This window comes from Cryobacterium sp. (assembly GCF_025463825.1).
Taxonomy (GTDB): Bacteria; Actinomycetota; Actinomycetes; order Actinomycetales; family Microbacteriaceae; genus Cryobacterium.
The window spans coordinates 1-18,567 of the sequence record NZ_JAODBG010000020.1 but is presented as its reverse complement, the minus strand read 5'-3'; the positions used below and the strand labels follow the sequence as shown (position 1 = coordinate 18,567).

Here is an 18,567-nt window from a genome sequence, read left to right as displayed (position 1 = left end):
GGCTGAGCCGCCGGATCACTTCTGTGTCTACTGGCTGTGCCTACTGCGCGGCGATGAGCGCGCTGATCATGGGGATCGGGTGCAGCAGCCGCCAACCCGGCCCAGGGTCCGTGAGGGTGTCGTCGAGCTCAAGCGTCGACGTGACGCTTTCGCCGAAGGCGTCGACGGTGACCCGGCCGACCTTGCTCCCGGCGCGACCGGTGGCCACGTTGTCCAGGGTGACCTCGGCGCCGGTGGGCTCGGCGGCCTGCCAACCGAACCGGGTGCGGGGGGTGGCGACCACGGCGTCGGCGGAGTCACCCCAGGCAGTGGTGAGGGTCGCGTACGCGTCCCCTTCAGCCAGGATCGGCAACTCCGTCACGCCCGCCGTGGCCGAGGCCATCAGGGCCGTCAGGTCGGCGGTGAGCGTGTCGTAGTCGGGCTCGCCGATAAATCCGCCCGCGAAGGTGAACGTCTGCTCGTTCACCGTCACGGCGGCGGTGAACAGGAAGCACACGCCGCCCGCGTCGGTGTAACTGCGTGAGATACCGGTGATGCCCAGCTCGGGCAGGAACGCGGTGGTATTGCTGACGCCGCGCTGATTTACCAGCGCCGGAGCCGGGTTGCCGATGATGTCGGCGATGACCGGGTTGGTCGCGGCCAGCCCGGCGATCCGGGCAAGGTCGGTTCCGGTGCCGGCGCTGTCGTCCAGCAGGCCGTTCGCGTCGGCGACCTGGGTGTGCGACATGCCGTTCGCGACCAGCCACGCGTTCGCGGCGGTGACGTAGTCCTCCACCGAGCCGAACGCCCAGCGGGCCAGCGTGTCGGCGTGGTTGTTGCTGGAGCCCAAAATCATTGCCTGCAGCAGCTCCCGCTGGGTCCAGCTCTCGCCCGGGAACACGATCACGGTGCGGGCGCCGTCCGCCGTGTAGTCGAGGTAGTCCTGGTAGTCCGCCGTGACGAGGGAATACGCCGGGCCCGGCTCGCCGACCGCGAGGGGCTTCGCGTCGAGCACGACGAGCGCGGTAATGATCTTCGCGGCGGAGGCCATCGGCAGGGGATCGCTGCCGCCGCCGACCGCGATCGGGTCGGCGCCAACCGACGGGGCCTGGTCGTCGGCAGCGGCGTCGACGGTATCGGTGTCCTCCGCGACCGGGCTGAGCGGGGTGATCGCCAGGATGCTGCTGGTTCCGGCGGTCGGCAGCGCCGGGGTGGAGGCGGAGACCGGCGCTGCCGGGGTGGCGAGGGCGACCTCGGCAGCCGGCAGGGGGCCGAGCAGGGTCGCCGGTCCGTACACGCCGATGCCCAGGATGATGAGGGTTCCCACCAGGATGCCGATCAGCCGGCCGGGTCGAAATCTTCTCATGGTTCAGGGTAGCCGAGAGGGGGTCAGGCCCAGCCCAGCTCGTGCAGCCTGTCGTCGTCGATCCCATAGAAATGGGCGATCTCGTGCACCAGGGTCACGTGCACCTCATCGCGCAGCTCGGCCAGGTCGTGCACGATCGCCAGGAGGGGTTCGCGGAAGATTACGATGCGATCGGGCATCTCTCCGAAGCCGTATTGCCCGCGCTCGGTCAAGGCGACACCGTCATACAGGCCGAGAGTGTCCAGGCTGCCGTCTTCGGGGCGGTCCTCGACGACGAAGATCACATTGTCGAGGCCGTCGACCATGTCGTCGGGCAGTAGATCGAGTTGGTCGATGACGAGGCGTTCGAAGTCCTCGTGGCTGAGCGTGAGCATCCGTTCAGCATGCCACGCCTGACAGCAGAAAGTCCCGGTCTCGGTCGAGGACGGGACTTTCATTACTTGGGGTGAGTAACGGGGCTTGAACCAGTACCACAGGGGTCTCGAGGCCCCTTGTCCCGCGTTATTCCGGGGGAGTGGGGCTCTCAGGGAACGCACAGATAGGCCCGATGACGGCGCTCAGCGAAATTCCCCAGTCCTGCTCATCGAAGCTCCCCAGGTCGCGGGGTTAGATTAGCGGAAGTTGGTGCCGGTCGTCACGCGGCGGAGCTCGTTGGATTGAGCGGCGTGGTTGCGGAGTCGGTAGGAGCCGCCGTCGAGGGTAACGACCACGGATCGGTGCAGGAGGCGGTCGAGCATCGCGGCGGCGACGGTGGTGTCGCCGAGGATCTCGCCCCAGGCGCCGACGGGTCGGTTCGTGGTGATCACGATCGACGTTTTCAGGTAGCGCTGGTTGATGACTTGAAATAGTGCCGACGCGGCCTCGGCGGGCAGCGGTAGGTAGCCGAGCTCATCGATCACGAGCAGTGTGGGTCCGGCGAAGAACCGCATCATCGTGCCCCACTTGCCCTCGATCGCGGCGCGGTGGCAGCGGGCGGCGAGGTCGGCCGCGGAGGTGAAGTAGGTGCGATAACCGGCTTGCACTGCTGCGTGGCCGAGGCCTGTGGCGATGTGGGTTTTGCCGACTCCGGGCGGGCCGATCAGGAGCACGTTGGTCGCGGTCTCGAGGTAGCGGCAGGTGCCGAGCTCGGCCAGCAGAGACCGGTCGATACCGGAGGCAGCGTCGAGGTCGAAGTCGTCCAGGGTGGCGCCGGTGGGCAGGTTCGCGAAGCGGAACCGGCCCGAGAGGCGGCGGGCGTCGGTCGCGGTGACCTCGATCGCCAGCAGGCGCTCGAGGGCGTGGGTGAGGCTCCAGCCCTCGGCTTGGGCTTGGTCGAGGACGCTGGGCAGGGCGTCGGCGGCGTCGGCGAGTTTGAGCTCGGTGAGGTGGCCGCGCAGCTGCTGATAGACGCTCGCCGGGGTCGCGGCGGTCATGGTCGTGGCGGTCGTCTGGGCGGTGGTGAGTGGGGTGTTCATCGGAGGGTGTTCCTGTTCTTCGCGGCCGTCTCGTATGCGGCCAGGCTGATCACGGTGGTGGGTTCGGTGGTGCCGGTCAGCGCCAGCGCGGCGCGGCGGGCCGCGGTGCCCGGTGGGATGCGTTCCTTCTTGCGGTGCGGCCGGCCAGGAGGCGCGGCGGCCATCGCGATGGTCTCCAGCGCGGTGACGTGTCCGCTGTCGCGGATCGTGACTCCGAGGCCGGCCTCCGCGAGCGTGTGGCGGGCGATGACGACGCCGGATACGGTGGCGATGTCGATGGTGCTCGCGCCGAGGCGCTGGTGAACGACGACGCGCGCCGCGGCCAGCTCCGGCGGCACCGAGTACCGGTTCCCGCGCCAATCGATCAACGCCTGCCGTGTCGCGGTGCGTTCCTCGGTCACCACCACCGGGAACAGCGTCGGCGGCAACGGTTGGAGGCGTTCCGCAGCAAACATGGCCTTGGCTGTCGTCGACCCGTCGCGGCCCTCGCGGCGCCGACCATCCTGCTTGGTCGCAAACACGGTCAAGCGTTGCTGGGCTTGCTCGAGGGTGACGTCGTCAGGGAGGTTGCGCCACCAACGCTGCGCGGCGGTGTGGTTGTTCTTCTCGACCACGCCCTTGCGGTTGCCCGACCGGGGCCGGCAGGCAACTACGGTGACGGAGTGGTGCTTGGAGAACGCGGCGAACATCGGCGTCAGATCACTCGTCCCCGCCTTGAGCACCGTGCTCATCCGGTCGAACCGCCAGGACTTCGTCACCCCGCCCAGCAAGCCCAGGAGGACCGTCATCGCCGCGAGCAGGTGCGGCAAGTCCATCGACGGAGAGATCACCGCCCGCCAAACCCCCGAGTGCGCCAGCGACCCGACGAGAACGTAGGCGCGCTTCGTCGGGAACGCCCACCCGGACGGGGCATCAGGCAGCTCGACCCAGTCGAACTGGGTCTCCTCGCCCGGCGGGTGCTCAATGATCGCGTTGGGCCGCTTCGTCACGTGCGCGCAAGCCGTGCAGGCCGGCCGCAACCCCCGGTCCCGAATCTGGCGGGTCAGGGTCTGATACGACCCCATGAAGCCCAGCGGGACCAGCTCGTCCAGCAGCGTCGCAGCCCACAGATGCGGATCCTCCTTCAGCCGGGCGGTGACGTAGTCGACGAACGCGTCGAACGGGTCCGGGGCGGCTCGTTGCCGGACTCCTGGTGTGCGCTGGCCGGCGAGATAAGCGCGGATGGTCTTGCGGTCGTGATCGGTGCGGCGGGCGATCTCACTGATCGTCATCCCTTGCCGTTTGAGCGCGTGGATGTCCACGTCGTCCTCCTCTGAAAGCATAGGAGTAGGGCCTTTCTTGAAACTGGTGCGTGGTCGAAGACCATCAGTTTCGAGAAGGGCCCGCTTCTATGTGCGGAAGCGACCCGGGGTGGGGAACTTCAGTGAGCAGAACTGGGGAATTTCAGTGAGCGCCGTCACCGATTTGGCATCAATATGTTGGCGCGCCAACATCCCTAGCGCCTGAGTAACGGGTTGTCCTAAGCTCCACACATGGAAATCCTTATCGGCGGCATCGTTTTGGGCCTCATCGCCTTCGTGATTTACGGCTTCGTCATGTTCGCTGGGATGCTGTTGGGTTTCCCGATGGAACGAAAGAAGACGGCGGACAAGCGGCAGGAGGTGGCGGCCCAGTTGTGGAAGGACAAGCTGAACGCCGAAGCCGCCCGTAACGTTCAGCTACGGGCGGCCGAGAAGCGGTTAGGGAAGTGATACTAACTGGTCAATTTGACGGGGTGCCGTCTAGAGTTCCGAGGACCCCTGCACCCAGTTGGTCCCGTCGCAGTAGACCTGCGCGCGCTTGGCCTGCGAGAGCGTGTAGCCGGTTCCTGTGGCCGACTTGCTAGTGACGGTGAACGCACCAGTGGTGTTGTTCACGAACGTCGCCCGCGCGCCCGCCACGCGGGGGCAGGGTCACACTGATGTTGGCCGTGAGCACGCCGGTCAGCGTGACGATCGCCTGCCCGGACAGGCTGGTGACGGCCGCGAAGCCCGAGGATTTCAGGGTTGCGTCCGTCGCCCCCGCCACGCTCTTGTTCATCAGCGGGTAGGGCTTGGATGCGGGCAGGAATGGGGCAACCGCGCCTTTCACCAGGTCCTTAGCGATTTGGTGGCCAGGATCAGCCAGATGCACCTTGTCGCTGGTGAAGTAGGTCTGGTCCAGTTCCGCACCCGGCACGCCCAGTCGCGGGTCAGCCGCGAAGTCCACGAGGAATTGGGCGAAGTTGGTGAAGTTGGCGCGGATGAGCGCGTTCACGGCCATGTTGGTCACCGTAGCTCAAAAGAGCCCGATGTTGGCGAGAATGTTGGCGCGATGTCCGCCGTGACCCTACAGACCAGTGTTTCCTTGGGGTGAGTAACGGGGCTTGAACCCGCGACCTCCTGGACCACAACCAGGCGCTCTACCAGCTGAGCTATACCCACCAAGTGCCGCTTCCCTCTGACGAGCGAAGGCAACTCAAGAATTATATTACACGTTTGAGGTGAAGTTGTTCACAACGGCCGCCGCGTGCGATTTTGCTTCCGCACTGGTGGGTCCGGGGTCGGCCACGAAGACGCTCTTGCGGTAGTACGCGAGCTCCCGGATGGACTCGAGGATGTCGGCCAGGGCGCGGTGGCCGCCGTCCTTCGCCGGCGCGTTGAAATACGCACGGGGGAACCAGCGGTGGGCCAGCTCCTTGATCGACGACACGTCGACGTTGCGGTAGTGCAGCTGCTTGTCCAGCCGCGGCATGTACCGGGACAGGAAGGCCCGGTCGGTGCCGATGGAATTGCCGGCCAGGGGCGCGCGCTGGTCTTCCGGGATGAACCGGAGCAGGTATTCGATCACCTGGTACTCGGCCTCGGCCACGCTCACGCCGTTCGGGATCTCTTCGATCAGCCCGGACGAGGTGTGCATGTTGCGGACGAAGTCGCCCATGTTCTCGAGGGCGGATGCGTCGGGCTTGATCACGATGTCGAGGCCGGGGTCGAGGATGTTGAGGTCGAAGTCGGTGACGACCACGGCAATCTCAACCAGTTCGTCGTTGTTCAGGTCGAGCCCTGTCATCTCACAGTCGATCCATACCAACCGGTCACTGCTGTTTGTCATGGGGCGAGTCTAGCGGTGGGCCCCGACGGGGCAGCGGGCGGGATCGCTCGTAGACTGGGCGGGATGCTTACAACAATCGCCATCCTGCTTCTGCTCAACGCCGTCTGGAACGTCGTGGTCTGGCCACGCTTCTACAAGCGGGTCAGCCAGGATGACCGGGCGAGGGACGCATCGGGCAAGCCCACCACCTTCCTCATCGTGCACGCCGTGCTGGTGGGCGTGTCGCTGTTACTCGCGGCCGTCTCCGCTGTCGTGGGCCTGATCGCACTGACGAACGGGTAGGAACTCATGGAACTGATCTTCTTCTCCTCGGCCTTTTGCGAACCGTGTGTGCAGACGCGAGCGGTCCTCGCCGAGGTCCAACGGCTGGTACCCGCCGCCATCGTGCGCGAATACGACGTGGCGACGGACAACGCGCAGGCGGAAGCCGCCGGGATCCGGAACACCCCCATGATCATCGTGCGGAACGCCGCGGGCGACGAGGTGGTCCGGGCCGGCGGCGTGCCTACCCTTGCCCAGGTCCTCGTGGCCACGGCGAAGGCCCTGTAACCGCCCATGGGGAGAACCGCCGGGGCCGGCCCCCGGGTGCGGTATCGTGGAAGCGCTATGCGCCCCCGTAGCTCAGGGGATAGAGCAGGAGCCTTCTAATCTCTTTGTCGCAGGTTCGAATCCTGCCGGGGGCACAGCACAACCCCGTCGGCCCCCGCCGGCGGGGTTGCTTTTTGCGCCGGACCGGTCGGGTCCTTCTGCACGGTGAAAGTCCATGCGGAACATGCGGCCACCCGCTGACCCGCACGGATGCGGCGGCCAGACCCGGTTGACTTGGTAGATTCATCCCATGCGAGAACTACAGGTGCGAATCATCGCGGAACTTCACGTGACACCCAACATCGATCCGGCCGCGGAGATCCGCCGCCGGATCGAGTTCCTCAAGGACTACCTGCTCGCCAGTGGCGCCAAGGGCCTGGTCCTCGGGATCAGTGGGGGACAGGATTCCTCCCTGGCCGGGCGGCTGTGCCAGCTCGCGATCGAGGAGCTCATCGTGGAGGGACATGTCGTCCGGTTCGTGCCGGTGCGCCTGCCCTACGCCGTGCAGCGGGACGAGGACGACGCCCAGTTGGCGCTGGAGTTCATCGCCCCTGAGTCGAATCTCACCTTCAACATCCAGCGGGCCGTGGACGGCGTCGAGGACGAGTTCGCCGACAGCACCGGCGCAGCCCTGCCCGACTTCGACAAGGGCAACGTCAAGGCCAGGGCCCGGATGGTTGCGCAGTACGCCATCGCCGGCGCGGCCGGGTTGCTGGTGGTCGGCACCGACCACGCCGCCGAGGCCGTGACCGGGTTCTTCACCAAGTACGGTGACGGCGGCGCCGATCTGCTGCCGCTGACCGGCCTGACGAAGCGACAGGGCCGGGCGTTGCTGGTGGAGCTCGGCGCCCCCGAACACCTGTACCTGAAGGCCCCGACGGCCGACCTCCTGGACGACAACCCCGGCCAGACCGACGAGGCCAACCTCGGCATGCAGTACGAGCACATCGACGACTTCCTCGAGGGCAAGCCCGTCGACGACACAGTGGCGGAGGCCATCGAGCGCCGGTATCTCAGCACCGAGCACAAGCGCCGGGTGCCGGCATCCCTGTTCGATGACTGGTGGAAATAGGCCCTGACACAGAAAAACGCCGGCCCCGCTCGAGAGCGGGGCCGGCGTTTTTTGTGCCTGTGAAGTTACGGGTTCGGCAGGGGAGCCGGACGAACCTCGAGGGCCTGCACGTCGTCGAGCAGACGCTGGGTCTCCGTGGACGGTGCCGGTGCGGCGGGAACGTAGCCGATCGGCTGCGCCTTCGTGGTCGAATTCGCTGCAGGGGCGGCGAACTGGTCGTGATGCTGCTGGGCCACCCAGGCGTCCTGGTCGGCAAGGAGGTTCTTCTCCGAGGACGAGCTCTGCGACTTCCACCGCTCGATGTCTTCCTGGAAGATCTTGCGGGCACGGGAGGGCTTCTTCTGCCACTCGATCAGCCGGTCACGGAACTCGATGAGGGCCGGTTCGAGCTGGTAGCCGAACGTGGCCGAGGTGCGCTTGAGCTCGGCAAGCTGATGCGCGGCCCAGTCGGCGGCGAGTGCGGAACCCTTGACCGGCATCAGGCGCACCAGGATGTCGGCCATGCCCACGGCGCGGTCGTTCAACACCTGCTCCTGCGGGGTCAGGGAGTTCCATACGGAGGCCTCGGTTGCGGCATCCACCAGGGTGCCGATGGCCGCGGCCTTGAGGTTCCGGTCGTTCTGGGCCAGCAGGCGCTTGATGGCGCTGCGGGATATCCAGGCAGCCAGCACGCTGGCCACGATAATGGCGACGATCAGCACGACGGCGCTGAAAATCACGGGCTGGTTGCTGGTCGCTGTGAACCAGGTTACGAAATCATTCCACCACTGCATGTGCGGAACGTTACCTCCAGGCGGGGCCGATCAGCGGGAGCCGTTCCGGCGTGGCCGGATACTTACCGGAATCCGGGTGCTGCTTATCAGACCGGTGTAGCCGGAAGGGCGTCGATGGTATCCCGGCTGAGCATCGCGGCCCCGGCCACTGCGGCCGGCATCGCCACGACCACAGCGAACGGCACCAGGAAGATCAGGTACGTCGCCGCACCGAACCCGATCGCCACCGTGCGGCGGGACTTGAGCGCCCGGCGGCGGTCGCGCACCGTGAAGCCGCGCGCGTCGAAGGCCAGGCCGGTGAGCTCGACCACCAGCAGCCAGCCGCCGAACAGGGCGCCGAGGACGGCGACGGTGATCGGGCCGACGACCGGGATGAATCCGCAGGCCAGCAGCAGGATACCGACGCCGATGGCGGGGATGAGGAGCCGGACGGCATCCGCGATCGTATGGCCGACGGACCGCAACAGGCCGACCTGCAGGTCGGCCGGGGCGTTGCCGAGCCGGTTCTCCACGTCACGCCAGATGCGCTCGTAGAACGGGTCGCCGACCAGGAGGGTGACGGCGGTGAAGGTATAGACCACGATCAGTGCCGCGACGATGACGAAGACCAGGGCTGCGGCCACCCGAGTGCTCAGGATGAGCGGTTCGGCCCACTCGTTGGCGAACGGTGTGGCCCAGATCACGATGCTGTTCAGGTTGATGACCAGGAAGACGATGCCGACGAGGTACACGAACCCCACGAGGAGGGCCGGAATCGCGCCCAGGAACATCAGTCGCGGTGAGGTGGCCCACATGCCGAACCCACGACCGAGATAGCGCACGCCGGTCAGGATGCCGCGCAGCAGGCCGGGAGCGCCCGGGTCGACGGGGCTGGTGGAGGCAGGCCGGGGCTGCGGCTGAGGCTGGGGCAACATCGTTTTAGGATAGTGCGACCGGCGGACCACGCCACGGTGCTGCTCATTCCGGGGCCGGCCGGCGCTGGATCAGCGGAAGCAGTCCGCCGCCTCGTCCATCCGCCAGAATGCGCCGAGGTCGATGCGGCGGGTGGACATCACGATGCGCCGGGCGAGGTACCGCTCGCCGTCACTCTGCGTCTCACGTTCGATGTGGCCGAGGACCGCCCCGGTGCGGTCGACCACCCGCCACAGGCCGTCACGAACGGCGACAAGAGCGGGACCGGTGTTGCGGCCGGCGACGCTGGCAATGGCGGTGGGGCGGGACTCTGCAGTCAAGGTGATCACGGTGTGCTCCAAATGTCGGCCGGCCCGGGTTGAGGATGCTCACAGGCTAGAACCGACCACCGACATCGGGCGACGCGCGCCTTGACGCGGACACCCGCGCCCCAACTGTTGCCAGTGCGGACAATTGTGGCCGGTGTGCCGGGACCAATCGTCCGAACGGGAAACAGAAGGGAGCGCGGGTGTCTGCGGGGCGGGTTAGTTCATGCCGGTGCCGTGCACCGCGTACGGCTCGATGCTCGCGATCTCGTCGGCGTCCAGCGCCGGCGCCTCCAGGGCGGCGACGGTCTGCTCGAGCTGACCGATGCTGCTTGCGCCCACGAGCACGCTGGTGACCTGCGGCTGGCGCAGGATCCAGGTGACGGCGAGCTGCGCGAGGGTCTGGCCGCGGTCGGCGGCGATGGTGTTCAGGGCCCGGGCGCGCTCCAGATAGGTGTCGCTGAGGGAGTTCTCGTTCAGGAACCGGCTCGTCGCCACCCGTGAGTCGGCGGGGACGGAACCGCCGAGGTACCGGTCGGTGAGCAGGCCCTGGGCCAGCGGGGAGAAGACGATGCTGCCCATGCCCAGCTTTTCGAGCACCGGGAACAGGCCGTCTTCGATGTGCCGATCGAACATGGAGTACCGCGGCTGGTGAATGAGCAGCGGGATCTTGTGTTCGGCCAGTGCCGCATACGCGGCAACGGTCTGCTCAGGGCTGTAGTTGGAAATACCGGCGTAGAGCGCCTTGCCCGACTGCACGGCGGTGGCCAGGGCGCCCATGGTCTCCTCGATGGGCGTCTCGGGGTCCGGGCGGTGGGAGTAGAAGATGTCGACGTAGTCCAGCCCAAGGCGACCCAGGCTCGCGTCCAGGGACGACAGCAGGTACTTGCGGGAACCGAAGTCACCGTAGGGGCCGGGCCACATGTCGTAGCCGGCCTTGCTGGAAATGATCATCTCGTCGCGGTACGGGCGGAAGTCCTCGGCAAAGATGCGACCGAAGTTCGTTTCGGCCGAGCCGGGAGGCGGGCCGTAGTTGTTGGCCAGGTCGAAGTGGGTCACGCCCAGATCGAATGCGCGGCGCAGGATGCCGCGCTGCGTGTCGAGGGGGCGTTCGTGGCCGAAGTTGTGCCACAAACCCAGGGACAGGGCGGGGAGTTTCAGGCCGCTCTGGCCGGTTCGGCGGTACGGCATCTCTGAATAGCGGTTTTCTGCAGCATCGAAGGTCATGGAGTAACTCTAGGTCCGGGCGGGCTTTCGATACGGTGAATTCGTTGGTCGCACGGCAAGTGATCGCCAGCCGGCCCGCTCCTGCACCGTTCGCGCGGGTGCGGGTTCCGCACAGGCTCTCCGCGCCGGCGTCGCCGGACGTGCGCACCGGCGCACAGTGGCTGCAGCGCGTCCCCGGCCCCGAACCCGGCACGAGGACCGGCCGGGGGCGCGCATCGATCCGCCATCCGCTTCGACACGCCAGGAGACTCCCCGTGACCGACACCATCACACTGACCGGCATCGTGGCCACCACGCCGCGCACCCTCGTCACCAGCACCGGCCTGGCCATCACCTCGTTCCGGCTGGCCTGCCGGCAGCGCCGCTTCGACCGGCTGCGCAACAGCTGGGTGGACGCGGACACCAACTGGTACACCGTGTCCAGCTTCCGCCAACTCGCGCAGAACGTGGAACGCTCTGTGCAGAAAGGCGAGCCGGTGCTGGTGACCGGGCGGCTGCACATCCGCGACTGGGAGAACCAGGACCGCTCCGGAACGTCGGTGGAGGTGGAGGCCGATGCGGTCGGCCACAACCTGGCCTGGGGCATCACCGCGCTCGTACGCAGCACGCCGCCGGCCGCGGTGGAACAGGCCCCCGAGCAGCCGGATGCAGCACCGACGCCGGGGGCCCCGGCCGAGCGGACCGAATCGGAAACACAGTCCGCCTAGACTCGACTTCTCGGCTGCAGCGCGCGGTCGCGGGGGAGGACGACGCGTGGCTCGCATTTCCAACGGACGGACGCGGCCACCCCGCACAGCGCGGACCTGGGCCGCCGGCCTGGTCGTGAGCCTGGCCCTGGCCGGATGCGCCGGCACACCGGCAGCACCCTCCGCCACGCGCGGCACGTCAGCGACGGCTACCGCCGCACCGACACCGACCGAAGCAGCCGCGCCGGCCCTCACCCCGGCCGGGGGCGCCGCCGAGAACCTCGCCTACTTCGACTCCGTGATCGCCGCCATCCTCGCGACGGAAGCGAACCCGCCAGGGCGCACCGTCGTCGACGCCCTCGCCGGCGCTGGATTCGACAAAACAGGGATGCAGGTCACCGCCGACACCACCACCGAAGGCAAACCGGTGGACTCGATCCAGTTCTCGGTGCGCTTCAACGGGAAGTGCCTCGTCGGCCAGAACGGCCCATCCTCCGGCGGCTATCACAGCGCCGTCACCCCCCTGCTTGGAAACGGGGCGTGTCTCGTCGGAGCCACGCGCCAAATAGACTGGTAAACACTATGGCTGAATTCATTTACTCGATGGTGCGTGCGCGCAAAGCCATTGGAGACAAGCTCATCCTCGACGACGTCACGATGTCGTTCTTCCCCGGAGCCAAGATCGGCGTGGTGGGCCCCAACGGTGCCGGTAAGTCCACGATCCTGAAGATCATGGCCGGACTCGACACCCCCAGCAACGGTGAGGCCCGGCTCTCGCCCGGCTACTCCGTCGGCATCCTGATTCAGGAGCCGCAGCTGGACGAGACCAAGACCGTGCTGGAGAACGTGCAGGAAGGCGTCGGCCCGATCAAGGCCAAGGTCGACCGGTTCAACGAGATCAGCGCCGCCCTGGCCGAACCCGATGCCGACTTCGACACGCTGCTCGAAGAGATGGGCACCCTGCAGGAAGAAATCGACGCCGCCGACGCGTGGGACCTTGACTCCCAGCTGGAGCAGGCGATGGATGCCCTGCGGACCCCGCCGGGTGACTACTCGGTGGTCGACCTCTCCGGTGGTGAGAAGCGCCGCGTTGCGCTCTGCAAGCTGCTGCTGCAGAAGCCCGACCTGCTCCTCCTCGACGAACCGACTAACCACCTCGACGCCGAAAGCGTGCTCTGGCTCGAACAGCACCTCGCCAAGTACCCCGGCGCCGTGCTCGCCGTCACCCACGACCGGTACTTCCTCGACCACGTGGCCGAGTGGATCGCCGAGATCGACCGCGGCCACCTGTACCCGTACGAGGGCAACTACTCCACCTACCTGGAGAAGAAGCAGGAGCGCCTGCAGGTGCAGGGCAAGAAGGATGCCAAGCTCTCCAAGCGCCTCGCCGAAGAGCTCGACTGGGTGCGCTCCAACGCCAAGGGTCGCCAGGCCAAGTCGAAGGCCCGCCTGGCCCGGTACGAAGAAATGGTCAACGAAGCCGAGCGCGGACGCAAGCTCGACTTCGAGGACATCCAGATCCCCGTCGGCCCGCGCCTGGGCGCCCAGGTCATCGACGCCAAGAAGCTCAAGAAGGGCTTCGGCGACCGGGTGCTGGTCGAGGACCTCTCCTTCACCCTGCCGCGCAACGGCATCGTCGGGGTGATCGGCCCGAACGGTGTGGGTAAGACCACCCTGTTCAAGACCATCGTGGGCCTCGAGCCGCTGGATGCCGGTGACCTCAAGATCGGCGAGACGGTCGACATCTCCTACGTCGACCAGTCCCGTGGCGGCATCGACCCGAACAAGTCGCTCTGGGAGGTCGTCTCCGACGGTCAGGACTACATCCAGGTCGGCAAGACCGAGGTGCCGTCCCGGGCCTACGTGTCGACGTTCGGCTTCAAGGGCCCCGACCAGCAGAAGAAGGCCGGGGTGCTCTCCGGTGGTGAACGCAACCGCCTGAACCTGGCGCTCACGCTCAAGCAGGGCGGCAACCTGTTGCTGCTCGACGAACCGACCAACGACCTGGACGTGGAAACCCTCGGCTCGCTCGAGAACGCGCTGCTCGAATTCCCCGGCTGCGCCGTGGTGATCACTCACGACCGATGGTTCCTGGACCGCATTGCCACGCACATCCTCTCCTACGAGGGCACCGCGGAAGACCCGGGCAACTGGTACTGGTTCGAGGGTAACTTCGAATCGTACGAGCAGAACAAGATCGAGCGCCTCGGCCCGGACGCGGCCAAGCCGCACCGGTCCGCGTACCGCAAGCTCACCAGGGACTAGGACCCCATGCGGCTGCACGTTCCCATCCGGCTGCGCTGGTCGGATCTCGACGCGTATGCCCACGTCAACAACGCCGAGATGCTGCGCCTCCTCGAGGAGGCGCGCATCCAGGCGTTCTGGGCCGACGACGAGCCCGCCGCTCTCGCCCTGGGGACCACCCCGGGGGCGAGCACGGCGGTGCTCGACGGCCGGCCCGGCGCGGCCACTCTCACGCTGATCGCCCGCCTGGAGATCGAATACCTGGCGCCGATCCCGTACCTGCGGGCGCCGATCGACATCCAGTTATGGATCGGCAAGCTCGGCGGCGCCAGCCTCGACGTATGTTACGAGGTGTGGAGTCCGGTCGGGCAGGAGCCCCCGCAGCTGTTCGCGCGGGCGAGCACCACGATCGTGCTGGTGGATGCCGTCACCGAGCGTCCCCGCAAGATCAACGACGTCGAACGTTCCGCCTGGACCCCGTACGTGGAACCCGGCCTCACCTTCACCCGCAAGTAAGCCGGAATTCAGGAGCCCTTGGGGATGCGCACCATGCCCTCCTGGGCGACGGTGGCCAGCAGCAGGCCCTCGCGGCTGTAGATGCTCCCCGTCGACAGGCCGCGGCCGCCCTGCGCCGAGGGGGAGTCCTGCACGTACAGCATCCACTCGTCGACCCGGCCGAACCGGTGCCACCACATGGCGTGGTCCAGGCTTGCGACCTTGAGGCCGGGCGTGGCCCAGGCGAGGCCGTGCCGGCGGAGCACCGGTTCCATGATCGAATAGTCGCTCACGTACGCCAGGGCGGCACGGTGCAGGTCCGGGTCGTCGGGGATCGGCTCGAACGTCTTCATCCAGATCATCTGCTTGCTGGTGTGCTCGCCGTCCACGCTCAGGTAGATCGACGACGGCACGTGGCGCATGTCGAAGGGACGGTCGTTGGCCCAGTGCCGGGCGAAGTCGTGGTCGATGTGGCCCAGCGTGTCGGAGGTCCGCGGCAGCGACTCGGGGTCCGGCAGGTCGGCTGGCATCTCGAGGTGGTGCTCCAGGCCCTCGTCCTCGTCCTGGAACGACGCGATCATCGACAGGATCGGCACGCCGTTCTGGTACGCCTGGGTGCGGCGGGTGGAGAACGAGCGGCCGTCGTGGATGCGGTCGACCGAGAAGGTGATCGGGTGGTTCACGTCACCGGGCCGCAGGAAGTAGCCGTGCATCGAATGCACGTTCCGCTCGTCGGGAACCGTGCGCATGGCGGCGACGAGCGACTGCGCGAGCACCTGTCCGCCGAAGACGCGGCCCTGCGGCATCCACTGCGACGGGCCGGTGAAGATGTCTTCACTGGTGCGTGCCTCGGTGTCGGTCAGGTCGAGAGCGGCCAGAAGACCCTCCAGCGGTGCGTGCATGCTGCCTCCTCATTCAAGCTCGGGTCCTGGGGACTCGACGTACCTTGGTAGTTTAGACAGCAGATGAGCCAGTCATTCTCCCTCTCCGATTCCCTGTCCCTCGGCGACCTCCAGGTCTACCTTTCGCGCGCCGGAAGGGTGGAGGACGGTTCGGTGCGGCTGGTCTCCGCCGCGGGAGTCCTGGCCGTGTACACGGCGATCCTCTATCCTCGGGGGCTGCTCGACTCCAGCCCCACGGTGCTGGGCCTGCGCACCTTCGCTCTCACCGAACCGGCCAACCTCGACGTGGTCGTGCCGGTCCGCTCGCTCCTGGACCGGCTGGTGCGCCTCGAGGCCGCCGTCACCGACGTGGATACGCCGGTGAGCGTCACGGTACCGCTGCAGGTGTCCTCGGTCACCTGGGCGGGCATCACGCCGCCGCGCGGCGGCTGGACGCCGCAGGGCAGCGCGCCCGCCGCGGTGCTGGAGGACGCCGCCCGTGCCGGTATCGCCGAGGTCGCCGCCGTCATCCCCACCGGGACGGGTGAGCAGATCGTGCAGCGGGTGCGCTCGGAGGTGTGGGGCCGTCCGATCGAGGCCCTGGACTTCGTGCCCGCCGGCGCCGGGTTCGCCGCGGTGAGCCTGGGCTTCCTGTCGCCGGATGAGCCGGTGCAGCTGTTCGAGACCGGCCCGTGGACCCGCCTGAGCACCGCGCGCGGCCACATCCTGGTCCGCCGCAAGCCCTGGACCCTGCGCGCCTAGCGCCGGTAACCGCCAGCCGTGAGTTCGGCCCCCGAATCCGGGGATTCTCGAGGCTCAGGTCACGATTCGGGGGCGGTCACAGGGCGGCAGCGACGGCGCGGCCGGCGGTGCGGCCCGTGAAGAGGCACCCGCCGAAGAAGGTGCCCTCGAGGGATCGGTAGCCGTGCACGCCGCCGCCGCCGAAACGGGCGACCTCGCCTGCGGCATACAGGCCGGGCACCGGCCGGCCGTCGGCGCCGAGGGCCCGAGCGGAGAGATCGATCTCGATGCCGCCCAGGCTCTTGCGGGTGAGCAGGTGCAGTTTCACCGCGATCAACGGGCCGGCGGCGGGATCAAGCAACTTGTGCGGGCTGGCCACCCGGATGAGCCGGTCGCCGCGGTAGTGCCGGGCCTGCCGGATCGCGTTGACCTGCGCGTCCTTGCTGAACGCGTTGTCGAGCTCCCGGTCGCGGCCCACCACCTCCCGTTCCACCTGGACCGCATCGATGGGCACTTCGGGGAGCGCTGCTGCATGCCCGCGATCAGCTCGTGCAGGGCGTCGGCCACGCCGAAGTCCTCACCCTTGTCCTTGAAGGCCTCGATCGGTGCGGGGGCGCCCGGGGCAACGCGTTGGGCAAGTAGCCGCAGGTCCTTGCCGGTGAGGTCGGGGTTCTGCTCGCTGCCGGAGAGAGCGAACTCCTTCTCGATGATCCTCTGGGTCAGGATGAACCAGCTGTGCTCGTACCCGGTCCTCGCGAGGCGCTCCATGGTACCGAGAGTGTCGAAGCCGGGGAACAGCGGTGCGGGCAGTCGTTTCCCGGTGGCATCCAGCCACAGCGACGACGGGCCGGGCAGGATGCGGATGCCGTGGCCGGCCCAGACCGGGTCCCAGTTCACGATGCCCTCGGTGTAGTGCCACATCCGGTCGCCGTTGACCAGCCGGGCGCCGGCGGTCTCACTGATGCCGAGCATCCGCCCGTCCACGGAGGCCGGCACGCCGGAGAGCAGGTTGGCGGGTGCCGGGCCGAGCCGGGCCGGCCACTGGGCGCGCACCAGGTCGTGATTGCCACCGATCCCGCCGCTGGTGACGATCACGGCCGACGCCCGCAGCTCGAAGGCCCCCACGACCTCTCGGCTGCTGGCCTGCCCGCGCGCCGCCGTGCTCGCCACGAGCCGGCCGCCCCGCACCCCCACGACGGCGCCGTCCTCGACGATCAGCTCGTCCACCCGGTGCCGGTGCAGGGCGGTGACCAGGCCGGCGCGCACACCCTCCCGCACTCGTGTGATGAACGGTTCGAGGATGGCCGGGCCGGTACCCCAGACGATGTGGAAGCGAGGTACGGAGTTGCCGTGCTGCAGTGCGGTGTAGCCGCCGCGCTCGGCCCAGCCGACGACGGGGAAGAAGGTGATGCCGCGCTCACGCAGCCAGGCCAGTTTCTCGCCCGCGGCGAAGTTGAGATAGGCCTCGGCCCACCGAGTGGGCCTGTAGTCCTCGGTGCGGTCGAAGCCGGCGCTGGCGAACCAGTCCTGCCGGGCGAGCTCGAGGGAGGCCTTGACGCCCATTCGGCGCTGCTCGGGGAGTCCACCAGGAACAGGCCGCCGAACGACCACCAGGCCTGCCCGCCCAGAGACGCAGCGGGTTCCTGGTCGACCAGGAGCACCCGCTTGCCGGCATCCACCAGTTCTGCCGTGGCGACGAGACCGGCCAGGCCCGCCCCCACCACGATGACGTCGGCAGATGTCGGCGGATGTCGGCGGATGTCTGCGGGTGCGCTGGCGTGCCGGGGCGGGTTGGGCTCATGGTGACTCCGTTGTCAGTGAGGCGTGCCCGCGGATGTCGACGGGGGCTGGAACGTGCGCGAGGTCTTAGTCGTCGAAGGTGTTGACCATAGCGTGCGCCGCGCGCTCGAGGTAGTCCCAGAGTGTGGCACGTTGCAGCGGCGGCAGGCCGCAGGTGTCCACAGCGGCCTTCATGTGCAGCAACCAGCGGTCACGCGCATCCGGGTTCACCTTGAACGGCTGATGCCGCTGGCGCAGCCGCGGGTGGCCGCGCTGCTCGCTGTAGGTTCCGGGCCCGCCCCAGTACTGCTCGAGGAACCCGGTGAGCCGGTCGGCGGCCGGGCCGAGGTCCTCTTCCGGATACATCGGCTTGAGCACCGGGTCGCCCGCCACCCCGCGGTAGAACTCGGCGACGAGCTTCTCGAAGAACGGCCGGCCACCCACCTCCTGGTAGAACGACGGTCCGAGCGACGCACCGTTCTCCCCGGACCGGAGGTGCACGCCGGCGGGGCCGGTGGCCGGGATCAGTGCCGGGCCGAGGGCGGATGCGCCCTGGCCGGCCGGCTCCGTGGGCTGCGGGTCAGTCATGGGTGTCTCCATCCCGGGGCGTGGCCTCGTCGGTGGGCGTGTTCGGCTGCTTCTCGGCCGGCTTGTCGATCGGGCGGGTGCGGGGCTTGGCTGGCTGCTTCGCAGCGGGTGTCTGCGCCACCGTGTCGGCGCTCGTCGAGGCATCCGGGAGAGACGCGTCGGGCACTTCGGCGGGGGGCTGCACCGGCAGCTGCACGGTGCGCGGTGCGCGAGGCGCCTGGTTGCGGGCGATCGAGGGCATCCGCACGGCGGGACGTGCTGGGGCGTCCGCGGCGCGCGGTGTGGTGGCGGGCGCTTCGGCCGGCTGTGCGGCGGTTGGCGCGGCGGGGGTCTCCGCGGTCTTCGGAG

Annotated in this window: 21 protein-coding genes, 2 tRNA genes and 2 pseudogenes; 10 read left to right on the top strand and 15 right to left on the bottom strand. The window is 68.0% G+C overall.

What is annotated here, in order from left to right:
• Positions 1 to 40 precede the first annotated feature (40 nt).
• From JWP54_RS02210 to istA, 4 genes are all read right to left on the bottom strand, one after another.
• The gene (locus tag JWP54_RS02210; RefSeq protein WP_297366624.1) at positions 41 to 1,345 is read right to left on the bottom strand and encodes a hypothetical protein; all 1,305 of its coding nucleotides are present in this window, start codon (positions 1,343 to 1,345) and stop codon (positions 41 to 43) included.
• A gap of 23 nt (positions 1,346 to 1,368) precedes the next feature.
• Entirely contained in the window at positions 1,369 to 1,719 is a 351-nt protein-coding gene (locus JWP54_RS02205; RefSeq protein WP_297366621.1) for a metallopeptidase family protein, read from the bottom strand.
• A gap of 237 nt (positions 1,720 to 1,956) precedes the next feature.
• On the bottom strand, positions 1,957 to 2,799 hold the full coding sequence (istB, locus tag JWP54_RS02200) for an IS21-like element helper ATPase IstB (protein ID WP_297366619.1): 843 nt from the start codon (positions 2,797 to 2,799) through the stop codon (positions 1,957 to 1,959).
• Positions 2,796 to 4,121 (bottom strand): IS21 family transposase, encoded by a 1,326-nt coding sequence (gene istA / locus JWP54_RS02195; protein WP_297366617.1) that lies wholly within the window; start codon positions 4,119 to 4,121, stop codon positions 2,796 to 2,798. The genes istB and istA overlap by 4 nt, the downstream gene beginning before the upstream one ends.
• Before the next feature lie 210 nt (positions 4,122 to 4,331).
• Here istA and JWP54_RS02190 point away from each other — a divergent pair, with 210 nt between their 5' ends.
• Entirely contained in the window at positions 4,332 to 4,550 is a 219-nt protein-coding gene (locus JWP54_RS02190; RefSeq protein ID WP_297366616.1) for a hypothetical protein, read from the top strand.
• A 130-nt stretch (positions 4,551 to 4,680) separates the two neighbouring features.
• Here JWP54_RS02190 and JWP54_RS02185 read toward each other — a convergent pair whose 3' ends face one another.
• The 3 genes from JWP54_RS02185 to orn all read right to left on the bottom strand — a co-directional run bounded on the left by JWP54_RS02185 (position 4,681) and on the right by orn (position 5,928).
• On the bottom strand, positions 4,681 to 5,100 hold the full coding sequence (locus JWP54_RS02185; protein WP_297366614.1) for a hypothetical protein: 420 nt from the start codon (positions 5,098 to 5,100) through the stop codon (positions 4,681 to 4,683).
• An 85-nt stretch (positions 5,101 to 5,185) separates the two neighbouring features.
• A tRNA-His gene (locus tag JWP54_RS02180) sits at positions 5,186 to 5,261 on the bottom strand.
• A 46-nt stretch (positions 5,262 to 5,307) separates the two neighbouring features.
• The gene (gene orn / locus JWP54_RS02175; RefSeq protein ID WP_297366612.1) at positions 5,308 to 5,928 is read right to left on the bottom strand and encodes an oligoribonuclease; all 621 of its coding nucleotides are present in this window, start codon (positions 5,926 to 5,928) and stop codon (positions 5,308 to 5,310) included.
• Between the two features lie 63 nt (positions 5,929 to 5,991).
• On the opposite strand from orn, the gene JWP54_RS02170 reads away from it, so the two are divergent.
• From JWP54_RS02170 to nadE, 4 genes are all read left to right on the top strand, one after another.
• Positions 5,992 to 6,210, top strand: coding sequence for an SCO4848 family membrane protein (locus JWP54_RS02170; protein ID WP_297366610.1), 219 nt, complete (start codon positions 5,992 to 5,994; stop codon positions 6,208 to 6,210).
• Positions 6,211 to 6,216: 6 nt separating this feature from the next.
• Complete coding sequence (locus JWP54_RS02165) at positions 6,217 to 6,477, top strand: thioredoxin (protein WP_297366608.1); 261 nt, start codon at positions 6,217 to 6,219, stop codon at positions 6,475 to 6,477.
• Positions 6,478 to 6,538: 61 nt separating this feature from the next.
• A tRNA-Arg gene (locus JWP54_RS02160) sits at positions 6,539 to 6,611 on the top strand.
• A gap of 155 nt (positions 6,612 to 6,766) precedes the next feature.
• Positions 6,767 to 7,588: an ammonia-dependent NAD(+) synthetase gene (nadE, locus tag JWP54_RS02155; protein ID WP_297366605.1), complete on the top strand. Its 822-nt coding sequence runs from the start codon at positions 6,767 to 6,769 to the stop codon at positions 7,586 to 7,588.
• A 65-nt stretch (positions 7,589 to 7,653) separates the two neighbouring features.
• Here nadE and JWP54_RS02150 read toward each other — a convergent pair whose 3' ends face one another.
• The 4 genes from JWP54_RS02150 to mgrA all read right to left on the bottom strand — a co-directional run bounded on the left by JWP54_RS02150 (position 7,654) and on the right by mgrA (position 10,805).
• The gene (locus JWP54_RS02150; RefSeq protein WP_297366603.1) at positions 7,654 to 8,361 is read right to left on the bottom strand and encodes a hypothetical protein; all 708 of its coding nucleotides are present in this window, start codon (positions 8,359 to 8,361) and stop codon (positions 7,654 to 7,656) included.
• Between the two features lie 86 nt (positions 8,362 to 8,447).
• Complete coding sequence (locus tag JWP54_RS02145) at positions 8,448 to 9,275, bottom strand: EI24 domain-containing protein (RefSeq protein ID WP_297366601.1); 828 nt, start codon at positions 9,273 to 9,275, stop codon at positions 8,448 to 8,450.
• A gap of 69 nt (positions 9,276 to 9,344) precedes the next feature.
• Positions 9,345 to 9,602, bottom strand: a complete 258-nt coding sequence (locus JWP54_RS02140; RefSeq protein ID WP_297366599.1) for a DNA mismatch repair protein — start codon at positions 9,600 to 9,602, stop codon at positions 9,345 to 9,347.
• Between the two features lie 195 nt (positions 9,603 to 9,797).
• Positions 9,798 to 10,805, bottom strand: coding sequence for an L-glyceraldehyde 3-phosphate reductase (gene mgrA, locus JWP54_RS02135; protein WP_297366597.1), 1,008 nt, complete (start codon positions 10,803 to 10,805; stop codon positions 9,798 to 9,800).
• 254 nt (positions 10,806 to 11,059) lie between these two features.
• On the opposite strand from mgrA, the gene JWP54_RS02130 reads away from it, so the two are divergent.
• The 4 genes from JWP54_RS02130 to JWP54_RS02115 are packed head-to-tail and all read left to right on the top strand — an operon-like array spanning position 11,060 to position 14,251.
• Positions 11,060 to 11,512 carry a single-stranded DNA-binding protein gene (locus tag JWP54_RS02130; protein ID WP_297366594.1) on the top strand — a complete coding sequence of 151 codons (453 nt, stop codon included), beginning with the start codon at positions 11,060 to 11,062 and terminating at the stop codon, positions 11,510 to 11,512.
• A gap of 46 nt (positions 11,513 to 11,558) precedes the next feature.
• Positions 11,559 to 12,068: a hypothetical protein gene (locus JWP54_RS02125; RefSeq protein ID WP_297366592.1), complete on the top strand. Its 510-nt coding sequence runs from the start codon at positions 11,559 to 11,561 to the stop codon at positions 12,066 to 12,068.
• A 5-nt stretch (positions 12,069 to 12,073) separates the two neighbouring features.
• Positions 12,074 to 13,756 (top strand): energy-dependent translational throttle protein EttA, encoded by a 1,683-nt coding sequence (gene ettA, locus JWP54_RS02120; protein ID WP_297366590.1) that lies wholly within the window; start codon positions 12,074 to 12,076, stop codon positions 13,754 to 13,756.
• Between the two features lie 6 nt (positions 13,757 to 13,762).
• Positions 13,763 to 14,251 carry a thioesterase family protein gene (locus JWP54_RS02115; protein ID WP_297366588.1) on the top strand — a complete coding sequence of 163 codons (489 nt, stop codon included), beginning with the start codon at positions 13,763 to 13,765 and terminating at the stop codon, positions 14,249 to 14,251.
• Between the two features lie 8 nt (positions 14,252 to 14,259).
• On the opposite strand, the gene JWP54_RS02110 is transcribed toward JWP54_RS02115, so the two are convergent.
• Positions 14,260 to 15,132, bottom strand: a complete 873-nt coding sequence (locus JWP54_RS02110; protein ID WP_297366586.1) for an acyl-CoA thioesterase II — start codon at positions 15,130 to 15,132, stop codon at positions 14,260 to 14,262.
• A gap of 63 nt (positions 15,133 to 15,195) precedes the next feature.
• Between JWP54_RS02110 and JWP54_RS02105 the strand changes: the two genes are divergently transcribed.
• On the top strand, positions 15,196 to 15,873 hold the full coding sequence (locus tag JWP54_RS02105) for a hypothetical protein (RefSeq protein WP_297366584.1): 678 nt from the start codon (positions 15,196 to 15,198) through the stop codon (positions 15,871 to 15,873).
• Between the two features lie 76 nt (positions 15,874 to 15,949).
• Here JWP54_RS02105 and JWP54_RS02100 read toward each other — a convergent pair.
• The 3 genes and pseudogenes from JWP54_RS02100 to JWP54_RS02090 all read right to left on the bottom strand — a co-directional run.
• A pseudogene (locus JWP54_RS02100) lies at positions 15,950 to 17,612 on the bottom strand (FAD-binding dehydrogenase).
• 106 nt (positions 17,613 to 17,718) lie between these two features.
• Positions 17,719 to 18,132 (bottom strand): globin, encoded by a 414-nt coding sequence (locus JWP54_RS02095; protein ID WP_297366657.1) that lies wholly within the window; start codon positions 18,130 to 18,132, stop codon positions 17,719 to 17,721.
• 79 nt (positions 18,133 to 18,211) lie between these two features.
• Positions 18,212 to 18,567, bottom strand: a pseudogene (locus tag JWP54_RS02090) (hypothetical protein); the annotation flags it as partial.